The following is a 22,471-nucleotide window of genomic DNA, read 5'->3' on the forward strand; positions in this document are numbered from 1 at the left end:
ATGTAATTAATTCGTCAAAGACATTCATTGAGTAATTTCATGGTAATGATCTGACACGCGAATTCTTTGATGGAATAATGGTACGACCATTGATGCTGTGTGTTGATATTGGCATGCCTGTATGTTCTTATAATATTTATGCAATATGTGGGTCACGGTATTGACTTAATTGACCGATACGATGCATGAAAAGTTTAGGAAAATAATCAGGTAATTCAATTAGGTTGGTTAATCCTTGAAACTGAGTGCAATTCGCTTTTTATTTTCAAGGCAGCAACAGCATCATCAATGATGGAATGGAGTCTTCTGTAATGAGCAAAACAGCATTAGTAACTGGTGCAAAAGGTGGTATTGGATCGTCAATCACAAGTGCGTTAGTCGACGCCGGGTATCGCGTGATTGCAACTTATTTCCCGAACGGGGAAGAAAAAGCGAAACAATGGTTCAAAGAAAATAACTATTCAGAAGACCAAGTTAGGTTATTTCCTCTGGATGTTACGGACACAGCCTATTGTAAAGAAGCATTATCGACCTTATTAGCAGAAGAAGGTCATGTTGATGTTCTGGTAAATAATGCGGGTATCACACGAGATACAACGTTTAAACGAATGACTGCCGAGCAATGGAATGAAGTCATTACGACGAACCTGAATAGCCTTTATAACGTCACGCATCCGCTCTTTGCGTCGATGTGTGAAAAAGGGAACGCCCGGATTATTAATATTTCTTCAGTCAATGGTCTGAAGGGACAGTTTGGTCAAACAAATTACTCAGCGGCAAAAGCAGGAATGATTGGCTTTACCAAAGCCCTGGCGGCCGAAGGTGCGCGCTCGGGTGTAACCGTAAACGCCATTGCACCAGGTTACACCGGGACACCGATGGTTGAAGCCATTAAACCGGAAGTCCTGGATTCCATCAAAGCAGAAATTCCGATGAAGCGTCTGGCAGCACCAGCCGAAGTGGCAGCAGCCGTTACCTTCCTTGCCAGCGATGCCGCAGCGTACATCACAGGCGAAACACTGTCTGTGAACGGCGGTTTGTACATGCACTAATTCGCGATACAGGTTATTGAAAGGACGCAAAAAATGACAAAAGTTTATATTGTTGCTGCAAAACGTACCCCTCTGGGGAGCTTTAATGGTTCTCTGAAAACTGTTCCTGCACCTCGTCTGGCAGCGGTGGCGATTCAAGCGGCACTGGAGCAAGCCAGTGTGGATCCGGGCCTGCTTGATGAAGTGATTCTCGGCAACGTGGTCGGCGCAGCGCAGGGCATGGGACCGGGTCGCCAAGCGGCCTTGTATGCCGGAGTCCCACAAGAAGTGCCGGCTTATACGCTGAATATGGTGTGTGGCAGTGGGATGAAGACGGTGATGGATGCCGCAGCACACATTAAAGCGGGTGATGCTGATTTGGTTGTCGCCGCGGGTGCGGAAAATATGTCGCAAATTCCGTTTTGCGTCCCGGCATCAATTCGTGACGGCCAGAAAATGGGTGGCCTGGAGCTGGCTGACCTGCTGATCCACGATGGCCTGACGGATGTTTTCAACAATTACCACATGGGCGTGACTGCTGAAAATGTTGTCGAAAAGGTCGGCCTGACGCGCGAGCAACAAGATAACTTTGCACTGGCCAGCCAGCAAAAAGCAGTGGCTGCGATTGAGCAGGGCAAGTTTGTTGAAGAAATTGTTCCGGTTGAAGTCACTGTTCGCCGTAAGACGTCTGTGGTGGATACGGATGAATATCCAAAAGCGGATGCCAGCATCGAAGGCTTGGCAAGCCTGCGTCCTGCATTTAAGAAAGAAGGCGGGAGTGTGACTGCCGGGAATGCCTCTGGCATTAACGACGGCGCCAGCGCCATCATTGTTGCCTCTGAAGCCGCAGTCCAGAAGTATGGTCTGACACCGCTGGCTGAAATTGAGAGCTATGCGCAGGCTGGCGTTGCACCGGAAGTGATGGGACTCGGTCCTGTTCCGGCGGTGATCAAAGCCCTGAACAAGGCCGGGTTAACCATTGGTGACATTGGCTTGTTCGAGTTTAATGAAGCGTTTGCTGGTCAGGCACTGGGTGTGCTGCATGAACTGGCGGACGAGTTGGATACACAGGTCGAAGATTTAGCTGAGCGTTCAAACGTCAATGGTGGTGCGATTGCACTGGGCCACCCACTGGGGGCATCCGGCAACCGTATTATTGTCAGCCTACTCCACGAGATGCGTCGCCGCGGGACCGAGTATGGGCTTGCCACGCTGTGCGTCGGGGGCGGTATGGGTACAGCTATCGTACTGAAGAACGTTGAAGCGTAAGTGTTTAGTTTGTATCTGGGCTATAGGTGGCCCGGGTACTCCATTCATACTTTCTAATTGAAGGAAAACCGCTATGTATACGGAAATGTTTAAATCTTTCTCTGAGCAAACAGAAAAAACTCTGGCACCATACGTGAAGTTCAACAAGCTGTTCACCAAGAATGTTGAAGAGCTGACTGAGCTGCAACTGGCGGCCGTTCGCGCCTACAGTGATCTGGGCCTTTCTCAACTGAAAGCGGTCAGTGAAGTGAAAGACATTCAGTCTTTTGCTGAGTTCAACAGCCACCAGTTGGAAGCGCTGACAAAACTGTCTCAGCAGCTCATCGACGACAGCAATAAGTTTAGTGCTATTGCACAGTCGTTTAAGACTGAAGTTGAAGAGTTGGTTGCGGAAAATGTGAAGCAAGCCACGCCTACTGCATAAGTGAAATGACCACTCAGCCGCCCCTTTCTGTGGGCGGCTTTTTTAGTCCTAACACTGAGGTCATTGTAATGAACTATAACTTCTTTGCGGACTACTTTGCCAAGCTCCAAGACATAAACCAGGCATGGTGGAAGGAACTTGAATCTGGCAAGGCAGCCATAAATTCTCCCCTTAATAAAGCGCTGAATGAAATTAATTTAGAAGATAGCGTCGAGTTTCTCGAAAAAGCAGCAGCGCAGCCATCTGTTTTAGCGAAAGCGCAAATGGAATGGTGGGAAAACCAATTGAAGATCTTGCAAAACGTCACGCTGGCGAATGGCGATGCATCTGATCTTGTTCAGCCCGAAAAAGATGATAAACGCTTTGTTGATCCGGCATGGGAAAATGAAGCCTTTTACAGTTATATCAAGCAATCTTATCTGCTGTTCAGCAACACCATGAAGCAAACCATTGATTCAATTGAAGGTGTTGATGATAAAGCGAAAGAACGGTTGCACTTTTTCTCTCGTCAGGCGATTAACGCCCTGTCACCGACGAACTTCATCACGACAAACCCGGAGCTGGCGAAGCTGACGGTAGCGACCAATGGTGAAAACCTCGTCAAAGGGATGGAGTTACTTCAGGAAGACATGAAGGCCAGTGCCGATGTGTTGAAGATCCGCATGACCAACGACAGCGCATTTGAGCTGGGTGTCAATGTGGCAAACTCTGAAGGCCAGGTGGTGTTTAAAAACGACTTGTTTGAGCTGATTCAATACAAGCCGTTAACCGAAACGGTGAATGCAACGCCACTGTTGATTGTGCCGCCGTTTATCAATAAATACTACATTCTGGATCTGCGTGAGAAGAACTCCATGGTCCGCTGGCTGGTGGAGCAAGGGCATACGGTCTTTATGATGTCTTGGCGTAACCCGGATGTCAGTATGGCAAATGTCGACTTTGAACATTACGTACTGGACGGTGTTGTCCAGGCTGTTGACGTGGTTGAGGCCGTGACCGGTGAAAAGCAGATCAACGCTGCGGGTTACTGCATCGGTGGTACTTTGCTGGCGGTTGCTTTGGCTTACTATACCGGGAAACGGATGCGTAACCGGATTAAGTCGGCGACGTTCTTCACCACGCTGCTGGACTTTTCTCAGCCGGGAGAGATCGGGGCATATATCAATGACCCGATCATTTCAGCGATCGAAGCTCAGAATGAAGCCAAAGGGTATATGGACGGGCGCTCGCTGAGCGTGACGTTCAGCCTGTTGCGTGAAAACAGCCTCTACTGGAACTACTACATCAACAATTACCTGAAAGGGAACAGCCCGATCGACTTTGATCTGCTGTACTGGAATGGGGATAGTACCAATGTTGCTGTCGCCTGCCATAGTACGTTGCTGCGTCAGTTCTACCTGGAGAACAAGCTGATCGATCCGCAGGGATATCAAGTGGGTGGCGTGAATATTGATCTGTCGAAGGTCAAAGTGCCGGTCTACTTTATCTCAACTCAGGAAGACCATATCGCTCTTTGGCAGGGAACCTACCGCGGCGCGAAGAACTTGAGCAGTAAGCTGACCTTCGTGTTGGGTGAGTCCGGTCACATTGCCGGAATCGTGAACCATCCGGCGAAGAACAAGTACGGGTATTACACCAGCGATAAAATTGTTGAGGATCCGGAAACATGGCTGAAGTCGGCCGAGCGTCAGGAAGGCTCATGGTGGAATCACTGGAATACCTGGATGACCCAGTTCGAATCCGCAGAGCCTGTGGAAGGACGTACACCAGGGAACAGCCAGTATCCGGCACTAGCCCCTGCGCCGGGGAGCTATGTTCTCCAAACTTTGCCGATTGAAGTGTCGAATGCCGTTGAAGCGTTCCAGCAGCCTCAAGGTGCATAGTTTCGATCCGTCAGTTTCTCTTATTTTAAGCCAGCGTTTATCGCTGGCTTTTTTTATGGTCTTGTTTATTCAATGGTTGTTACGTTTTAGATTACTTGGCGATAAAATGCCTTTTTCGCATCATGACCAGACAACGTGTCTGAGTGGGTATTTATGACTTTGGATCGCCGCGCCGACCTGATTTTAATCGGCACAACGATTCTGGCTGCAGCCGGGTGGATTTTTTCGAAAGAGGCGATCCAGGGTTTGCCACCGTTCGGTTTTATCGGGGCGCGTTTTGTGCTGGCTTCTCTGTGTCTACTGCCGTTTTGCTATTCCGGCTTGAAGCTGGTCAACCGTCGTGAGTTGATCCGGGCGATGGGCGTTGGGTGTCTGCTCGGGTGTTCGCTGCTGCTGTGGATTTATTCTATTTCCGTCAGTGACACCTTAGGCGAGGGGGCATTTATCATGAGCCTCTCGATGTTGTTTGTTCCCCTGATTGCCTGGCCGCTGTTTCGTCAGCGGCCGCCACAGATGTTCTGGTGGTCTTTGCCAGCTGCAGTCGGTGGGTTGATGCTGCTGTCGCTTGGTGGCGGCGGTTGGCAACAGTCTGCCAGCCAACTGTGGTTTTTGTGTGCGGCATTAGCCCTGGCCCTGCATTTTAATGTCAACAGCCGGGTGGTTCGTCATGTGCCGCCGTTGCTGCTAACTTGTATTCAGCTGTTTGTCGCCGGCGTGATGGGATGGATCGCGTCTTTGAGTGTCGAAACCTGGCCGGAGAGTATTCGCCTATCGACTTGGGGATGGTTTGCCATGAGTGTGCTTCTGGCGACCAGCTTGCGCTATGTGATGCAGACGACCGGACAGACACATAGCACAGCGGCGAACGCGGCGATCATCATGGTCCTTGAGCCGGTCTGGACCGTGGTGCTCAGTATAATTTGGTATGGGGAGGCCATGCCGATGCATAAATTACTGGGTTGCTGTCTGATATTGGCAGCCTTACTGTTTTACCGCAGAGGTCCGACGCTCTTGTCCTGGTTGAAAGCTAAAACACGCTGAGATAGGTTTTTTGTTCCGAACTGTGCCCCGGAACAGTGCCCCGGAACAGTGCCGATGGACATTTCTTGTTCTCATGGGGCCCGTTGATGGGAGATGTTAAAGAATTTTTTTGCCTGAATTTTTTTCTTATCAGCATTCATCCAGCGATTCCGTCTGAATTGGTTTATGAACCAACCGCTTACTTTGATACTTCAGATATCAACACCCTCATAGCTGATTAATTTTTCAAATATCATCGTCCCATCTTTTGAACCCATGTCATGATTAACGACTATATTGTTAATAAAGATTGAAAATCTACCGACCGTTTGATGGGGTCTGATGAATGAATATTCACGCAATTTTTTTAGAGAATTTAATTTGCGGAGGTAATTGCCGCCTTGGTTATGAATCTGTAGTTGATTGAGGTATCGCGGTGGTTCGTTTGTATGCAGTTTTCTCGTTTAATCATCCAGTTGTACATGGCATGATTTTGCTATCATTGTGTGTTTTTTTTGGCATCAGTGTCTATCAGTTGCTTGTAAATGAAGTCCTGATTTTCTTGCCGGCTATTTTCCTGCTGATCATTCCGATTTTCTTCTTTGCTAAAGTGTCGGATTATCGACGCAAATATCTACATGACTGATGGACGGCACCGAGCTGAATGTTGCCATTATCGCGAAGAACGTTGTGCCTTCCATAACCGACGTGCTTTGGTCGTCCAGGCGTAGACGTATTGGACGCCGCTGATGACGACAAGTAGGACGACCGTCATGAGTCCAAATGAAAGAAGTGGTTCGGGAATGTGCGGGAACAGCTGCTGGCAAATAATCAGCAGGGCCAGCACAATCTGTCCCAAAGTACATCCTTTCCCCCACCAACTGGGTTTGAGTTGATACGGGCCGAAGCAGAGATAAAACAAGCCGGCGCCCAGCAAGATGATGATGTCTCTGAGGACCATCAGCGCGACGACCCAGAATGGCATCAACCCAATCTGAAAAAATGCAATGTAAGCACAAAGCAGCATGGCCTTGTCGGACAGCGGATCGACCATGGCACCGTAGCGGCTCATCGCCGTGAGTTTGCGGGCAAGCCAACCATCCAGTCCGTCAGTAACCCCGGCGATGGCGATCACCCACAGGACTGTCGGGAAGTTCCGCTCCAGGATCCCGAAGTAAATCGGGATGGCTAAAAACAAACGCATGGTTGTCAGTACGTTTGGTAGGTGTTTCACAAGGCTTCGTGACATGTGTCGTGGCGATTGATCAATAGGTGCTTCTTTCAGTGTAAGCCGAATTGCGGCTGTTGCAGGCCATGGGTCAGAGATCCATGCTTTCGAGTTGCCTGAGCAGTTGTGCCGCATCATCTTCAGAAATCAGGCATTGTTGCACATACTGCTGAAGATGTTCTGCTTGAGCGGTATGTAAGAAATTGTGCACTAACTGCTGCTGTACCGCCGTGGCCGTGTTGGGTTGCTGGTGTTCAATCTGGCTGATTTGAGTCTCGCATTCTTGTTGCCATCCTTGCCAAATCCCGGCCACATGTGAAGCGACAGCTTCCGGGATCTCTTCATCTTCAATGATCTGCGCCAATTCATTCAGAACATACTGACAGCTCATCAGTCTGGCCCAGGCCATTTCATAGATCAGCGCCTGACGCTGCGGATGGGCGTGAGATATTGGTTGCCACAGTCGGGTCAGCAACCCGGAAAGCCGTTTAGGCAAGTGGGAAAAAGCAGGCCGTTGATACTGGTGGCGGATCGCTTCCATCTGCTCATCGAGGGAGTTCTTCAGCTCTTGATAGACACTCGCCTTGATTAAGCCTTGGTCAAACAGCTGATAAAGATAGCCTATTTCGAGGCTGGCACAACGCAGCAGCAGTCGATTCCAGAGTCCAATCGGACCGACCTCTGCGCTGAACCAGGATTGAAGTTGCTTTTCCTGCTCTGTAATTAATGGGTCTAACCGGGCAGAGAGTGCTTGGGGGATACCCCCGTGGGCCAGTTCGGAGTTGAGCAGGGACTGCAATACTTTCCGGCTGTGGTGAAGCGTAGACAGGGTCAGCTCGGCGGTGGCGATGCTGTCGCTAAGCTCCTTTTCTTTTAATTGGAAATGGCGGGCCAACGGGGTGATGAGAATACCTTGCAGCAGAATGGTCAGGAACACCACCCCGGTTGTGATGGAGAGCAGGGTTTCATCGCCCAGCACGCTCACCAGGCCCATGGCCAGCGCCAGGGTCACGGCTCCCCGCATGCCGCCGACAAACATCAGGTGGCGAAAGGCCATGGGGGTGGATTTTGCCTGGCGTTGCAGATGACCGATATAGGGCAGCAAGCCGTAGGCGATTGCGGCGCGGGACAACCAGATCGCGGCCAGAACGATGATAGAGATGGTGATGTTATCCCAGAGCAGGCCTAAATCCGTCCACAGCCCGACAATCAGAAAGATGCTGGCGGAGGCGATGAACGACAGATAGGACCAGAAATGGTTGAGGTATTGCTGAGATTTTTTGGAAACCGGAAGCGGCGCGTGGGTCGCCAGTGAAATCCCCGCCACCGCTGCGGCAACAATGCCGCTGACTTCCAGGGCTTTTTCCGCAAACAGGTAGCAACCGAAGGCCATCAGTAGGCTGAGGCTGATTTCGGAAAAAGGGTCATCCGGCATTTTTTGTAAACTCCACAAGGCCAGCCGGGCAAACAGCCACCCACAAATCACCCCACCCAGCAGCGTGATGGTGAACAGTCCGCTGCCGTGTCCTAAGGTTTGCCAAAATCCGTGAGACAGGGCAAAGCTGAGTACCAGCACTTTGGTCAGGGTGATGGCGGTTGCGTCGTTAAACAGGCTTTCTCCCTCAATCAGCATGATGAGATCTTTTGGGGCATTCAGCTGGCGGAATGCGGCAATCACGGCCGTCGGGTCCGTGGCGCTCAGAATAGCGCCCAGCAGCAGCGCATATTGCCAACTCAGCGGGGTAAAGTAGTTCACGATCGCTGCAACGACGATAGAGGAAATCAGAACTCCGGGGATTGCCAGGACAAAAATGGCGATGCGGTTGGCGGCGAGCTTACTGATATCCAGGTTGTAGGCGGTTTCGAAAACCAGGGTCGGCAATAAAATATAGAGAATGACATCATGGGCCAGATCTTTTTCCGTAAGCGGGTCAATCGGTAGCGAAAAACTGGGTTGGATCGCATGCATAGCGAGCCCGGCGAGGATGAGGGTGATCGGGTAGGGGAGCCGGCTCCAGCGGGATACCTCTTTCGCAAGTACGGCGGCCAGTAAAAAAGTAAACAGCGCAAGAATGAATGCAAAGCTGGAATCTGTCACAGCAAGATGCCTTTTCTGAATGAAACCCCAAAATAACGCCAAAGTGCTCAGCAAAGAAAGGCCGGTTAATTCAAGCCAATCAAGTCAATTACCTTTCTACATTAGTGTGTTACGTATCTTTCTGCTGTTACTTGTCGCACGAAAATACAGTTTGCATCAGGCAAATAAAATTTATTACTCGTGGGGTTGTATATCGCGCGGCAGCTTGGTAAGTTGTCGGTATGACTATGAATTCTGTTTCTTTCATCATCACTTGCTTCTGGTGGCGCTCTCTACGATAGAGCGGCGCTGAATCACGTGTGTTCAATAGCCGCCGGCAGGCAGCTATTGACGAATCATCATCATGGTGTCTCCGGCGGAACATAAAACCGGAGTATTATCATGACCCACCATCAAGTCGCTTCAACCCAGGCAGGCACTGCCGAGAAAATATTGACCGGAGACCGGCCGACGGGCCAACTTCATCTGGGCCACTTCGTCGGCTCGCTGCAGCAGCGAGTGCAGTTGCAGCATCGCTATGAACAAACGATCCTGGTGGCCGATTTGCAGGGGTTAACCGACAACGGTCATCGCCCGAATAAAGTGGCCGAGAACATTCTTAATGTTGTGGCGGACTACCTGGCGGTCGGGATCGATCCCCTGAAAACCCGCATTTGCCTGCAATCGGCGATCCCCGCGTTGGCGGAGCTTGCGATGTATTACGCCAACCTGGTCACGGTGGCGCGTTTACAGCGTAACCCAACCGTGAAAAATGAAATTGCCGGGAAAGGGTTCGGGGCTTCAATCCCGGCAGGTTTTTTGACCTACCCCATCAGTCAGGCCGCGGACATCACTGCATTTAAAGCAACCCTGGTCCCGGTAGGTGACGATCAGCTGCCGATGCTGGAGCAGACCAACGAGATCGTGCGCAAGCTCAACCAGATTGCCGGGCAGGAGATCCTGGTCGAGTGTAAGCCTTTGCTGAGCAATATGCCCCGGCTGCCGGCCCCGGACGGCAAGCAGAAGATGTCGAAATCGATGGGAAACTGTATTTATTTGGACTCTGATGATCGGGCGATTGCGCGTGCCGTGAAATCGATGTATACCGACCCCAATCACTTGCGGGTTGACGATCCGGGGTGTGTGGCCGGAAATGTGGTTTTCACCTATCTGGATGCCTTTCATCCGGATCCCGGTTATGTGGCTGAACTGAAACAACAGTATGAGGCGGGCGGGCTGGCAGATGGCACCACCAAGCAAATCCTCACCGATTGCCTGCAAACGCTGATTGCACCGATCCGGGCGCAGCGGGCGGTGTATATGGCTGATAAAGCGCAGCTGGTGGCGATCCTGAAGCAGGGCAGTGAGCAGGCTCAAGAAGAAGCCGATGCTGTGCTGACACAAATCAAGCGTGCCTTTGGCCTGAAATTGTTCTGAAACGATTTGCCCCGCAGGGCTGAGTCCTTGCGGGGCGGATGGATCACCAGGCCGACAGCAGGAAAAACAGGGCCATACTGAGCACTGTGGTCAGCAGGACATTACTCAGTTTCCAGGCCAACAGAACAGCCACAACGGCAGCGACCAGGTAGGGATTGTGCCACGAGATTGCCACTTCTCCCTCGGGGAGAAAGACAATGGGCGAAAAAATGGCGGTTAGGACTGCCGGACTCGAATAGCTCAGCAACTTTTGGGTTTCAGCACCCAGCTTGATCGGTAAGCCGGGTGCCAGGAACAGATAGCGGCTGGCAAAGACCAGCAGAGCCATGGCGCCAATTGAAATCCAAATCATGCTTCTTCTCCGGTGGGTTGTTGGGGAACCGGACTTTTCCGGAATCGATCATAGCCATAACCCGCGACCATGGCAGACAGGCTGGCCAGCATCAGTCCCCCTTCAATCTGATAAGCCTGGCAAAGTACGGAAGCGATCATCGCGACCATTACGGAGACCAGAACTGATGTATTTTTGATGGCCGGAACCACCAAAGCGATGAAGGTTGCCGCGATGGCAAAGTCGAGGCCCAGGGTGTCGAGATTGGGGATGAACTTCCCAGCAACAATCCCGGCAAATGAAGCCAGATTCCAACAGAGATAGAACCAGAGTCCCGCCCCGAGTGCGTACCAGCGGTTAAATTGTTTAGGAGATTGGTGGCCACACAAGGCGAACAGCTCATCAGTCAGCAAGAAACCCAAGCCCAAACGCCACTTGAGCGATAATGGGCTGATTTTATTGCGCATACTGATGCTGTAGAGCAAGTGGCGCGAGGTAATGATCAGCGTTGTCATCAGCAGGGTCGCAAGTCCGGCCCCGACTTTCAGCAGGCCGGTCGCGACCAGTTGAGCCGACCCGGCAAAAACGATGGCAGACAGGGCCTGACTTTGAAAAGGATCCAGCCCGATTTCGATCGCAAAAGAACCGGCCAGAAGGCCCCAGGGGATCACGGCAATACACAGGGGGGTGACTGCCATTGCACCTTGTCGGAACAGGGCAAACTTTGGTTCGGTTTGCGTTTCATTCGGATGCTTTTCTGACGGTGCTTGAGTTAGTGCGATGACATTAGCCCGGTCGTCGGTGGTTTCGGAAGTTGGTGTTTGCATGGTGTCTCAATGTTTTCGATTGATTGAGTTTGTACCTTACTAGATGAAGGCAATGCAAACTTGTACGTTGTTGCGCAGGTGTTACGGTGGCGAAGGTGGTGTGAAGCTTATATGACGCGCGATAGACACCGCGCAGGTTGTCGGTGTCTATCCGGCGGTGATGCTGCGGTTACTTCCCGCAGCACTTTTTGTATTTTTGCTGGCTGCCGCATGAGCAAGGATCATTGCGGTTGGGTGTTTTTTCAAGCGTTGTCGTTTTTGGCGTCTTTAAGAGGACATCCAGCGCTTGAATATTTTCAGGTTGCTCAGCATTCACTTCAATCGTTGCAAACAAGCCATGCTCATTCAGGCGTGTTTCCAGCTGTTCTTTTCTCTCATTCGTTTGGACGGAAAGTGACAAAGGGTGAGCTTTTGAGCCAAGTTTCGTTGTGCGCTTGGTGTTGTAACCGAAGCTTTCATGTTTTTGCTTTTTCTCGATTCGACCCTTGAAGAAAAACTTTGACATTGAAATTACCTGTAGCATTAGATGTTGAGGGGAGGGTTATACAGTAAAACATGCAACGGATAAATCTCTTTTCGGAGGGGGCTTCTTAATTTCCGGTGATTTTAAACTGAAGTGAAGGCACGCTCCGGCGGCTTTATGTTGGTCGTATTGGGTTGGTTGAAAGCGGTTATGTTCAGGTTGCGCGCTTGATGAGGGTCTCGTATTGGCCGATGGGTCTGGGATCACATGCCAGATTCGCTGTTCAGGGATGGACTTGTTTGGCGAATTGTCCCGGTGTGATCCCCATGGCTTTTTTGAAGTGGCGATGGAAATGGCTCTGGTCGTGAAAGCCGGCTTCCTGCGCCGCATCTGACAGAGTATGTCCCTGGCGGATCAGCCTTTTGGCCTGGCGCAAACGCGCCTGGATCTGATAGCTGTGCGGCGGCAGGCCAAAGGCCTTTTGAAACGCACGAACCAAATGATAGGGACTGAAGGAAGCCAGGTAGGCCAGTTCCTGCAAAGATACATCGGCACATGGAAAATCATCGAGAAACTCTTTCACCAAATTAACCTGACGTTGGGCTTTGGCGGGTTCATCCGGCAGGCAAGGTTTGCGGCCGTGTTTGCACATGAGTTTGGTCAGGACACTGTAGAGCAGCGTTTCCCGCAGCAGGCGGTTGGTTGAATTTTCGAATGTTTTGAACACCAGCCGGAGTTGGCTGGCCAACTCCGGGTCATTCACAACCGGGGATGGGAAGTAGGGTGCACCACTGTGAGAAGTGCCCAATGCCAGTTCCCGGCTGATTACTTCAAACTGTTCCGGTAGAGGGTACATGGCTTGATAGGACCAGCCTTCTTCCGTCGCGGAGTGCCCATTGTGGATTTCATCTGCGTTGACCAGGATGATACTGTGTTGCGGGGCGACGTGGTTGCCGCCGGTACGGTAGAACTTTTGGGCGCCGTTCTCGATCACCCCGACGGTATAGCCTTCGTGGCTGTGACGGGAAAAATTCTGGCGGTGATATTGCGCGTTCAACAGCTCAATGCCACCCAATTCTTCGGCTACACGATAAGTCGCCTGCTCTCTGGGCGGGGGCTGAGTGTGGGAAGGAACCCGGGTTGAAGTCATACGCAGCGCTATCCTTGGTCAATATCCTTCCGGGAGTATATCGAAGATTCTTGGAAGGCGTTTGTACAAAATTGCGCAACTTGGTAGTCAGCTTTCCTGATCCCTGCTATGTATAGCAAATCGCTCGGGGGAATCTTCCCCCATCACGTTTCGATAAGTGAGAGAACAAATGCGCATGCATGTGCTTGATGTAAAGGCGGGTAGCCTGCTGCTCGGGGTGCTGGCCGGGACGGCGGTTCCTGTTGCGGCCGCGCAACAGACCCATTCAACGGTCACGCCGAAAGTAGAAATTCAGCCCAAAGGCGTCGATCATCGGATTTGCTGGTATGGCGGAAAAGAATACTCTCAGGGCGCGATTCTCATCGTGGGAAAGACGCAGCTCCAATGTCAGCCCGAGAATCAATTTGAAACCAATGGCCGCTTGTCCTGGCATCCGCTGGTGCAGCCGTCATCGGGGAATCCACCGCCGTAAGGTATTGATGATTCAGTCTTCACTCCGGCGGTAAACAAAGCGGATACAAAAACGCAGTGCTGTCATGCACTGCGTGATTCTCGCGGCTATTACCGCCGCACAGGGCGATGGCGGGTTAGCGAACCATACGACCTGAGTTTGGCGCTACCTTGCCGGTGCCGCCCTGATGGTGCTCCGTGCTGACCCCCATTTCCTGCATCAGCAACTCTTTCATCGCCGCAGACTCGCGTTCATTGGTGGGTTTCCAATTTGCAATCACTTTCGCTCTATGACTCTTCATCGGACGATTCCTTTTATTCCATGTCAAACTGACAATTTATGCTTAGGTGAGCATATTGCGTTTTCATTGTCATACAAAGTGAAGGGTTTTACCAGTACAAAAACGCAAGATATCCTATATGCGCATTCACTAATAATAGATGCGAATGAGTGACGGGTCACATCAGACCAGTGTTGTCATTCAGCCGAAGGTCTTAAGAGGCAGATTGGTCCGAAATGGCAGGCAGGGGATAAAAGGCGGCCACCACCGATGGTGGCCTGAAGTTTCTGTGTTTCAGCAGAAAATTATCGCGCCAGTGAGCGACTTTTCAGTTCAAAAATCAGTTTTTCCGCGCTGCATTCAAATCGCAGTCGGGCATGCAGTGACTCGCTGTCGTCTTCAATCGGGGTCACTTCATACTGATAATTTGCGTTCACCTCAGCGGCCAGGGCCAGGTAACGCTGGAGTTCGGCTTCGAGGATCGCTTTGCCCTGACCAGTAATCTCTACCTCAGCGACATCATCACCTTCTTTGATTATAAAGCCCATTTCAGCGGAAACACCGCATGCATCGCAGGGTTGGTAGTCCAGTTCTTCGTTTGCCATAGGGATCTCTTCATGATCTGTACCGATATACCAGTGAGTGTAATGTGATGTGATCGGGATCGCTATGACTTAAAACAAGTTCCGGCTTGCTGGAGGAAGAAAAAGACCCGTCGGAGACGGGTCTGTCGGGAAGGTTGCCGGGTGATGGAGGATTCGTGTTCGATCTTAAACTGTTCGAATTTGTGTCCGAATTATGACTTCTATCGCTCCTTCGATCATTTCGTGGTGTCTGTTTTCGCAACTTGATGAAAAAGTAACCATGCCTGGCAGGCAGCAAAGCTGTGGGTTATATGGCCTGAAAAGAGAGAAATAGGACTGTTTTTCGGGTTAATGCCGACAATTCGATGATTTACGGGAGATTTTAACTATGATGCAGGGTTGGGAGCAATGACGTTATTGGGGGTGTTCCGGAGAATGAGTGAGCGAAATCGCGTCTTTGGGGGCTGATGGTTCAGAACGGGGGGTTATGGCATGCGATGAAAGAGAGTACTCAAAGTACTCTCTTTGGTTGGCTGTGCATGGCGCAATGCCGTCGCACCCCAGGCTTGCGATCAATTTTAGTCCCGACTGCGGTTCTGAACATCGTAGCTATAATTGACTTTCACGATTGCCTGATAGCTTGGTGTGCCGGATGCAGTAAGGTATTTCTGCACTGCGAGCTGGGCGTGTTCGACGCCAACTGATCGTGAGCGCAGACCATCGTCATAAATTCCAAGTGATTTTTTCAGCTGCTGCGACGAGGCTGTTTCGATTGTCTTGGTGAAGGCAATGCCTTGCTGTGTCACTTGCGCTTCGTTATCACCGGTTGCTGCGGTGAGGTAGCGGGTGTCTTGATAGGACGTCCAGGAAAAAGCGTTTGCGGACAGACTGATCCCCGCGAGTACAACAGCACTAAGTAGCTTGATCATGATTCGCTCCTTGGCTTACGACATCGGTAAGCCGGGTTGGTTGATAGAACCTGGGATCAAGACCTTTCTGTTGCCGAAATATTTCAGAAAAAAGTCATTTTTTATTTAAAATAGAGATAGTTAGGTCTATACCAGATGTTGGGGCACCCAATTGCCCCAACATCTCAGGGAGTTACTCCGACAGGTGCGGGTAAAGTTCGTCAACCTGGGTTCGGATTTGCTGGAACGGATAGGCCTCCAGTTTGGCAAAACCGCTCATTTGCCGCGCCTTGAGTTGCGTATGTAAAGGGGAGGACATCCCGCTGAGAAAACGGGTGACTGCCGCGGAGGAAGGCCGTTGCTGACACGCACTCAGAAACGGGTCGCACCACGCCCGGAGCATGTTGGCTGAAATCTCCGGCAACGTATCTTCGGCTGGTAGTGTTGCGGGCTCTCCCCGGCACACGGAGCAATGGCCACATTGTTCGGGCGCACGGTGGTCCGCAAAGTAATGGGCCAGCGAATGGCTGAGGCACTGTTCGCTTTCGAAGAAGCGGATCATATGCTGGATCCGGCCGATTTCGTTGGTTTCTTTATTCCTAAACAGTGTATACAGGGTCGTCGCCAAAGATGCCCGATCAAACTGCGGGTCAAGGATCCGGAACACGTCAGTCATCTGTTTGCTTTCCAGGATGATCCAGCCTTTCTCATTGAAATAATCAATGGCGGCTACCACACGCTTCCGATCCGTTTGAGCCTGTTGCCACAGCGCATCAAAATCAACCGTATGCCAGGTTCGCGCTTTTGGAGAGCAGGCAAAGATCTGGCTGACGAATTGACGCCTTTCTCCCTGGAACTGCTCGATGATGGCCTCCGGCGCCAAAATCGGCTTAAAGCGGTAATCGGCAAAATAGGTGTACTGCGGCTCGATAATGCCGTGTACTTCCAGGTAGACCAGCAGTGTCTTGAGTGGCAACAAACGGACATTGGTTTCTCGGGATAGACGTGACAGGATCACTTCCCATTGGCCGCCTGCACTCTGGATTTGACCCAGAACGGCATCAATGGCGGTAAGATCCGGTGTATCCCCATAGACAAAGTTTTCCAGCACGTTGAGGCTGGATTTATTCGCCAGCACCGTACAATGCGACGTCTGGCCGTCACGCCCGGCCCGGCCGATTTCCTGACTGTAGTTTTCAATGGATTTGGGCAGATCATAGTGGATCACCCGGCGGATATCAGCTTTGTCGATCCCCATGCCAAAGGCGATGGTGGCGATGATGCAGTAGCAGGCACCTGACATGAAATCCTGCTGGATCTGCTGGCGACGTTCGGCATCCATCCCGGCATGATAGGCGCGGGCCTCAAAGCCTTGCTGATTGAGCCACAGGGCTAAATCTTCGGCGGTTTTCTGCAACGTCACGTAGACAATCGTCGGCTGGGTCGGTGATAACTGCGCGAGGAGCGCATGTTGTTTCTGGACTTCTGCAACCGGCGTGATGGTTAAATCCAGGTTCGGCCGATAGAAACCAGTGACGACGACATCGTCCTCGGCAATACTGAATTTCTCACGCATATCCTCAATGACGGCCGGGGTAGCTGTCGCGGTCAGCAGAAGAACCTGCGGGATCTTCAGCCAGTCACGGTGCTGCGGCAGTTTGAGATAGTCCGGACGGAAATTATGTCCCCACTCGGAGATACAGTGGGCTTCGTCAACTACCAGAAGTGAAATCGGAATGGTGGCGATGAACTGGCGAAAGCGCTCGTTGTTTAACCGCTCGACGGAAATCATCAGCACCTTGATGTTGCCGTCCCGGATGGCTTGCATCACTTGTTGGTTTTCTTCCCAGCTCTGAGTGGAATCGATGGTTGCTGCCGGAATGTTCTTGCTGTGCAGAAATGCCAGTTGATCCTTCATGAGGGCCAGCAGGGGCGAGATGACCAGAGTGAGGTGGGGCAGCTGGACCGCCGGAAGTTGGTAACACAGTGATTTACCGGAGCCGGTCGGAAAAATAGCACAAGCGGACTGACCGCTTAAGACCCGGGTGATCACAGCGTCCTGACCGGGACGGAGGCTGTCGAAACCAAAGTAGTGTTGCAGGGTGTCTTGATACATAACGCGAAATGCCTGGCTCTGAAGGAAGCCCTGATGGTAACGCAGCCGTGCATCCGGTGCACGTCGGAGAAGATAAAAATGACGGTTTTCCGAGGGGCTTTCGGGTTGAATGCTCAGGAATGAAGCCGGTATTGAAATGAGAAAATGTGCCGCCACTCAGGGGCGAATGGCGGCAGGGCGGTTATTTTTCCTCGAAGCGTGCAGCAAGCTGATGGAAGTCATCGACTTTCTCTTTCAGCATCAGACTGGTGTGTTCGACCTGGCTGACTTCGTCGAGGTTTTGCTGCGAGGCTTGGGCAATGGCATGCACGTGCTGGCTGGTTTGCGCAGACAAGTGTTCCTGCTCGGATGCCGATCCGGACACCTGGCCAATCAGCGCGCTGATGGCCTGCATGTTCTGTTCAACCTGCTCCAGGCATTCTGCGCCCTTCGCGGCAATATCGACACACTCGTTGGTTTTATCCCGGTTGCTTTCAATCAGTGACTGCCATTCGTTGATGGTCAATAGCATCTGCGCAATGCTGGACTGGATTTGCTCTGTCGCACTTTGGGTGCGGGAAGACAGCGCGCGGACTTCATCGGCAACCACCGCAAAACCGCGGCCATGCTCACCGGCGCGGGCGGCTTCAATCGCGGCGTTCAACGCCAGCAGATTGGTTTGTTCCGCAATCCCATTGATTTCAGCCATCACAGTGCTGACCTTGCTGGCTTCGCCGCTGAGCTGATGCGTGGCTTCGGTGGCCTGCTCGGCCTGCGCCGACAGGGCTTGCAGGCTGCCTTGGGTTGACGTGAGCTGATCCCGGGTTTGATCGCAGTGAAAACGCGTTTCATCGAGCAAACTATTGCTGTCCGAGGCATGGGAAGCGACGGTGCGGGCTGAGTCAGCAATGCTGTTCATCGCATCCACGACATGGCGGATGTTACTGTCCTGGGTGGAAATCGCCTGGTTCACCCGGTGAGCGGAATCGCTCAGCTGATCGGCCAAATCATGCAATGGGACGGCAGAGTCGGTCATCCGGCCCAGCACGGTACGAATTCGGGCAGATGCCATTTTCAGGTGGTAGTCCGCGACAGAGAACTGGCCGTCGCCGGAGAAAATCAGGCGGCTGATACTGTCATATTGCTGGCGGAGCTCTTTCAGGCGTAGCGGGGTTTCAATCAACTCCTGGCGAAACAGCAATCCAAGCACGGCCAACGGCGTGAGACTGAGAAGGTTCTGGATGTTGACCCCATCATCGAGAAAGCCGCTCAGGGCCGGTAAAGCGCAGGCGATACCCAGCGCACCATATTTCACACTGCTTGGCAGGGCAAACGCTTGTTTTCGGCCGCGTTGTTCGGCTTTCAGTAGCTGTTGGTAGGCCGTTGTCGCGACCTGGACCCATTGCGACTGCGGCTTCACACGGACGGACTGGTAGCCGGTGATTTGGCCTTGTTCGTAGATTGGCGTGACGTAAGCATCTACCCAGTAAAAACCACCGCTTTTGGTTCGGTTTTTCACCACCCCACGCCAGGCTTTGCCTTCGCGTAATCGGGTCCACATATCCGCAAAGGCAGCCTTTGGCATGTCCGGGTGGCGGATAATATTGTGGTTCTGGCCAATCAGTTCTTCTTCACGGTAGCCAGCGACCCGGCAAAATGAAGGATTACAATAGGTAATGACCCCTTTGAGATTCGTGGTCGAGACCAGCTGCTCTCCCTCCGGAAAGGTAACTTCTTGAGCAATGTTGGGAATGGTGTGACTTGCGGACATTCTGAGTGAGCCTGACATTAACGATATTTTTTATAGGTGTAGTTGAGCGAAGGTATAAAAGCACAGAGACTGTGGTGTATCAATATATTAATGATAATACATATAATAATGTTAATTGTGACACGAAAAAAATGATTATTTCACATTGGCGCTGACGGAAAAATCACCGCGTGAAGACATATTTTATACGCTGTAATAACTGTGCCATTCCTTCTGGAATTGAGATTCAATTGCATTTATATAGTAACCATTCGCTCAATTTGCTGCAATGACTTGGTTTTGTTTCACAAAAAACAAGAAGATAATCGTATATGTGCCATGTTGTATAGGTTTATTTCTGGTAGCAATGATACCGAATCGCTAATGTGGTGATTCAGTGTGCAATCTTCATACGCTCGAGGAAATAACAATGGCATGGTTTAAAGGCCTCTCTTTTCGATGGAAGTTTGTGGTGCCGATTCTGGTGGTCGTAAGCTTGTTTACAGCCTTGTTTGTCTGGGTCGCAATGGCTTCCAAGCAACAGGGGGAAACCGGTGCTTTGCTGACCGATGAAATGCAGCCGGTCCTGGAACAGATCGAAGCCGGATACCGTGATATTTATCAGGTTGTTGCTGCCGGGCAGGGGATTGTCCTTGCTGAGCATGATCCAGTGCTGGTGAAAAGTAATCAGCTCAAGCTGGAGCAAAGTGCTGCAGCGGCGCTGCCGGCACTGCTTTCGGCAAGGCGGCTTGTTGAAGTCGGCTTTGTTCCCGAGCAGTATGAGGCGCGACTTCAGTCGCTGGAGACCTCTTTTGAAGCCTGGGTCAAACATTACCAGGCAATCGCCCAGCGTCCGGCAAATGCCGAGGCGTACTACACGCAGCACCAGATGGAGATGAACGCGGCGTTGAATCGGCTGAGTGAGGATATTCAGGCGATGGAAGCGGATATTAAGCAAGCTCAGGGGCAATTGTTACAGCTGTTGGATGCTGAATTGGCGACGGTGACCTTCCTGATGGAGGCCGGGATTGTGGTTGTGATTGTGCTGTCGTTGCTGGTGGCCTGGGTCATGTCCGGGTGGGTCAGCGCCCCGATGAAACGGTTGACCCTGGCCATGAAGGACATTGCGGTCGGGCATGGGGATTTAACCCAGCGGATTGAAGCGGACGGAAAAGATGAAATCGGCGAACTGGCCAATGCCTTCAATGAATTTGTTTCCCGGATCCACTGTACCATGATTGAGGTGGCGTTGACCCTGGAGGCCGTTCGCTATGAAACGGTGAAAATTCAGGAAGAAACGCAGGGGGTGGTTACAACAACATCCCGTCAGCAGGAAGAGAGTGCACTGGCGGCGACAGCTGTTCAGGAAATGAGCCTGACCAGCGACAATGTTAGTCAGCATGCCAACGAAGCCGCCCGGGCGACCCAGCAAGCGAGCCAGGAATCGGCAACCACGCGCTCTGTCCTGACTGAAACCGTCAACTCGATTCACCAGCTTGCCGGTGAAATCGAAACCTCGTGCGAAGTCATTGGCCATCTGGAGCGGGATGTCGGCAATATTGCTTCAATCCTGGATGTGATCCGGGGGATTGCGGAGCAAACCAATCTGCTGGCACTCAACGCGGCGATCGAAGCGGCCCGGGCCGGTGAGCAGGGACGCGGATTTGCAGTGGTGGCGGATGAAGTTCGGACGCTGGCCAGTAAAACTCAGGACAGCACCGGGGAAATCCGGGTGATGATCGAACGGCTGCAGCAAGGCGCCCGCGCCGCCGTGCAGGCCATGGAGTCGAGCCGTACGAGCGGGACATCCACGGTCGAGAAGGCCAATACCGCCAACCAGTCGATTGATGCGATCAGTGAATCAGTGAATGTGATCAATGAGATGAACCTGCAAATCGCGACGGCTGCGACTGAGCAAAGTCAGGTCAGCGATAGCATTAACCATAATGTGCAGGAAATTGCCAAGATGAGTACCGAAATGGTCGACAGGGTTCGAGCAACGGAGCGGGCATTTTCCTCGTTAACCCAGCAATGCAGTCAGCTTGAAGAAATGGTGGGTCAGTTCAGGACCTAATCTGATCAAGCGTGCTTCGTTTGGCCGCTGACGCATTTCTTTGCGGGGTGCCGGGAAACCGGCGCCCCGCAGTTGTATTCGGCGCAAACGGTTAGGCAATCGTTTTATTGTTTCTGTCAGTAAACGCAGTGTTTCGGTTTCAATTGTGTTTCTTTCTTGTGACACGCAGATAGAGTCAATAAAATCCGGCTGAAACTAAGGGTATGCGATATGGATGAACAGGGTCCGGCGACGTACCGGCCCGGGTCGAACATGTCTCTGAATCGTTATACTTCGTACGAATCTGTCAGCCAAAGAAGAAAAAGTTATGAAACTGGAAGCCGTCGATTACACTGCCGATAATGCCGAAGCGCTATTTGTTGAATCCCTACGCAACACAGGATTCGGGGTTCTGAAGAACCACCCGATCCAGCAGAAGCTGGTGAGCTCAATCTATGAGCACTGGAATACCTTTTTCAATAGCGAAGAGAAGCAGGACTACTATTTTAATGTAGCGACGCAAGACGGCTTCTTCCCGGCTGAAGTGTCTGAAATTGCGAAAGGCCATACGAAGAAAGACATCAAAGAATATTTCCATTTCTACCCGTGGGGTCAGTGCCCGGAAGCGCTGCGCGAAGAGCTGCAGAACTACTACGATGAAGCCAACAAGCTGGCTGCCGAGTTGCTGTCCTGGGTTGAAAAACATTCGCCTGACCATGTCTCCGCGCTGTACTCCCAATCACTGTCCAGCATGATCGACGGCAGTGACAAAACCCTGCTGCGAGTTCTGCATTACCCGCCGCTGAATGGGGATGAAGAGCTGGGGGCGATCCGTGCCGGTGCTCATGAAGATATCAACCTGCTGACCGTACTGCCGGCAGCCAATGAGCCGGGCTTGCAAGTGCAAACCAAAGAAGGCGACTGGCTGGATGTGCCATGTGACTTCGGCAACCTGATCATCAATATTGGGGATATGTTGCAGGAAGCTTCAGGTGGTTACTTCCCGTCCACGACTCACCGTGTGATCAACCCGGAAGGAACTGACAAGACCAAAGCGCGTATTTCCCTGCCGCTGTTCCTGCACCCGAAACCTGAGGTGGTGCTGTCTGAGCGTCATACCGCGGACAGCTACCTGATGGAGCGCCTGAAAGAGCTGGGTGTGATCTAACCGGCTGAATCCGGGGTGTCGGCTGAATCCGGCCGGCACCCG

At 51.8% G+C, this 22,471-nt stretch carries 20 protein-coding genes; 9 read left to right on the top strand and 11 right to left on the bottom strand.

What is annotated here, in order from left to right; all coding sequences use genetic code 11:
* Positions 1 to 311 precede the first annotated feature (311 nt).
* The 5 genes from VV869_RS12380 to VV869_RS12400 all read left to right on the top strand — a co-directional run bounded on the left by VV869_RS12380 (position 312) and on the right by VV869_RS12400 (position 5,648).
* Positions 312 to 1,052 (top strand): SDR family oxidoreductase, encoded by a 741-nt coding sequence (locus VV869_RS12380; RefSeq protein WP_337735216.1) that lies wholly within the window; start codon positions 312 to 314, stop codon positions 1,050 to 1,052.
* 33 nt (positions 1,053 to 1,085) lie between these two features.
* On the top strand, positions 1,086 to 2,300 hold the full coding sequence (locus tag VV869_RS12385; protein WP_337735217.1) for an acetyl-CoA C-acetyltransferase: 1,215 nt from the start codon (positions 1,086 to 1,088) through the stop codon (positions 2,298 to 2,300).
* A gap of 73 nt (positions 2,301 to 2,373) precedes the next feature.
* Positions 2,374 to 2,724 (top strand): phasin family protein, encoded by a 351-nt coding sequence (locus VV869_RS12390; protein WP_337735218.1) that lies wholly within the window; start codon positions 2,374 to 2,376, stop codon positions 2,722 to 2,724.
* Between the two features lie 68 nt (positions 2,725 to 2,792).
* Complete coding sequence (phaC, locus tag VV869_RS12395; protein ID WP_337735219.1) at positions 2,793 to 4,607, top strand: class I poly(R)-hydroxyalkanoic acid synthase; 1,815 nt, start codon at positions 2,793 to 2,795, stop codon at positions 4,605 to 4,607.
* 153 nt (positions 4,608 to 4,760) lie between these two features.
* Positions 4,761 to 5,648 (top strand): DMT family transporter, encoded by an 888-nt coding sequence (locus tag VV869_RS12400; RefSeq protein ID WP_337735220.1) that lies wholly within the window; start codon positions 4,761 to 4,763, stop codon positions 5,646 to 5,648.
* Positions 5,649 to 6,300: 652 nt separating this feature from the next.
* Here VV869_RS12400 and VV869_RS12405 read toward each other — a convergent pair.
* Both VV869_RS12405 and VV869_RS12410 read right to left on the bottom strand, forming a co-directional pair.
* Positions 6,301 to 6,876: a CDP-alcohol phosphatidyltransferase family protein gene (locus tag VV869_RS12405; protein ID WP_337735221.1), complete on the bottom strand. Its 576-nt coding sequence runs from the start codon at positions 6,874 to 6,876 to the stop codon at positions 6,301 to 6,303.
* Between the two features lie 70 nt (positions 6,877 to 6,946).
* On the bottom strand, positions 6,947 to 8,953 hold the full coding sequence (locus VV869_RS12410) for a cation:proton antiporter (RefSeq protein ID WP_337735222.1): 2,007 nt from the start codon (positions 8,951 to 8,953) through the stop codon (positions 6,947 to 6,949).
* A gap of 381 nt (positions 8,954 to 9,334) precedes the next feature.
* Between VV869_RS12410 and trpS the strand changes: the two genes are divergently transcribed.
* Positions 9,335 to 10,369, top strand: a complete 1,035-nt coding sequence (gene trpS, locus VV869_RS12415; RefSeq protein WP_337735223.1) for a tryptophan--tRNA ligase — start codon at positions 9,335 to 9,337, stop codon at positions 10,367 to 10,369.
* A gap of 43 nt (positions 10,370 to 10,412) precedes the next feature.
* Here the strand turns inward: trpS and VV869_RS12420 are convergent, their stop codons facing one another.
* The 4 genes from VV869_RS12420 to VV869_RS12435 form a co-directional block, all read right to left on the bottom strand.
* Entirely contained in the window at positions 10,413 to 10,721 is a 309-nt protein-coding gene (locus VV869_RS12420; RefSeq protein WP_337735224.1) for an AzlD domain-containing protein, read from the bottom strand.
* Positions 10,718 to 11,398, bottom strand: coding sequence for an AzlC family ABC transporter permease (locus VV869_RS12425; RefSeq protein ID WP_337735304.1), 681 nt, complete (start codon positions 11,396 to 11,398; stop codon positions 10,718 to 10,720). Before VV869_RS12425 ends, VV869_RS12420 begins: the two co-directional genes overlap by 4 nt.
* A gap of 298 nt (positions 11,399 to 11,696) precedes the next feature.
* A complete protein-coding gene (locus VV869_RS12430; RefSeq protein WP_337735225.1) occupies positions 11,697 to 12,032 on the bottom strand; it encodes a PBPRA1643 family SWIM/SEC-C metal-binding motif protein in 336 nt (111 codons plus the stop codon).
* A 241-nt stretch (positions 12,033 to 12,273) separates the two neighbouring features.
* Positions 12,274 to 13,140, bottom strand: a complete 867-nt coding sequence (locus VV869_RS12435; RefSeq protein ID WP_337735226.1) for a helix-turn-helix transcriptional regulator — start codon at positions 13,138 to 13,140, stop codon at positions 12,274 to 12,276.
* 169 nt (positions 13,141 to 13,309) lie between these two features.
* On the opposite strand from VV869_RS12435, the gene VV869_RS12440 reads away from it, so the two are divergent.
* A complete protein-coding gene (locus VV869_RS12440) occupies positions 13,310 to 13,612 on the top strand; it encodes a DUF1496 domain-containing protein (RefSeq protein WP_337735227.1) in 303 nt (100 codons plus the stop codon).
* 115 nt (positions 13,613 to 13,727) lie between these two features.
* Here the strand turns inward: VV869_RS12440 and VV869_RS12445 are convergent, their stop codons facing one another.
* The 5 genes from VV869_RS12445 to VV869_RS12465 all read right to left on the bottom strand — a co-directional run bounded on the left by VV869_RS12445 (position 13,728) and on the right by VV869_RS12465 (position 19,229).
* Complete coding sequence (locus VV869_RS12445; protein WP_261603801.1) at positions 13,728 to 13,892, bottom strand: hypothetical protein; 165 nt, start codon at positions 13,890 to 13,892, stop codon at positions 13,728 to 13,730.
* 284 nt (positions 13,893 to 14,176) lie between these two features.
* Positions 14,177 to 14,476, bottom strand: a complete 300-nt coding sequence (locus tag VV869_RS12450; RefSeq protein ID WP_337735228.1) for a YfcZ/YiiS family protein — start codon at positions 14,474 to 14,476, stop codon at positions 14,177 to 14,179.
* A 557-nt stretch (positions 14,477 to 15,033) separates the two neighbouring features.
* Positions 15,034 to 15,384, bottom strand: coding sequence for a DUF3316 domain-containing protein (locus VV869_RS12455; protein ID WP_337735229.1), 351 nt, complete (start codon positions 15,382 to 15,384; stop codon positions 15,034 to 15,036).
* A 172-nt stretch (positions 15,385 to 15,556) separates the two neighbouring features.
* Positions 15,557 to 17,479 carry a RecQ family ATP-dependent DNA helicase gene (locus VV869_RS12460; protein WP_337735230.1) on the bottom strand — a complete coding sequence of 641 codons (1,923 nt, stop codon included), beginning with the start codon at positions 17,477 to 17,479 and terminating at the stop codon, positions 15,557 to 15,559.
* A gap of 181 nt (positions 17,480 to 17,660) precedes the next feature.
* Positions 17,661 to 19,229, bottom strand: a complete 1,569-nt coding sequence (locus VV869_RS12465; RefSeq protein WP_337735231.1) for a methyl-accepting chemotaxis protein — start codon at positions 19,227 to 19,229, stop codon at positions 17,661 to 17,663.
* Positions 19,230 to 19,638: 409 nt separating this feature from the next.
* Here VV869_RS12465 and VV869_RS12470 point away from each other — a divergent pair, with 409 nt between their 5' ends.
* Positions 19,639 to 21,282, top strand: coding sequence for a methyl-accepting chemotaxis protein (locus VV869_RS12470; RefSeq protein ID WP_337735232.1), 1,644 nt, complete (start codon positions 19,639 to 19,641; stop codon positions 21,280 to 21,282).
* Between the two features lie 307 nt (positions 21,283 to 21,589).
* Positions 21,590 to 22,429: an isopenicillin N synthase family dioxygenase gene (locus tag VV869_RS12475; RefSeq protein WP_337735233.1), complete on the top strand. Its 840-nt coding sequence runs from the start codon at positions 21,590 to 21,592 to the stop codon at positions 22,427 to 22,429.
* The last annotated feature ends 42 nt before the right edge of the window (positions 22,430 to 22,471 follow it).

Origin of the sequence: Photobacterium sp. MCCC 1A19761 (assembly GCF_037389125.1) — a bacterium.
Taxonomy (GTDB): Bacteria; Pseudomonadota; Gammaproteobacteria; order Enterobacterales; family Vibrionaceae; genus Photobacterium.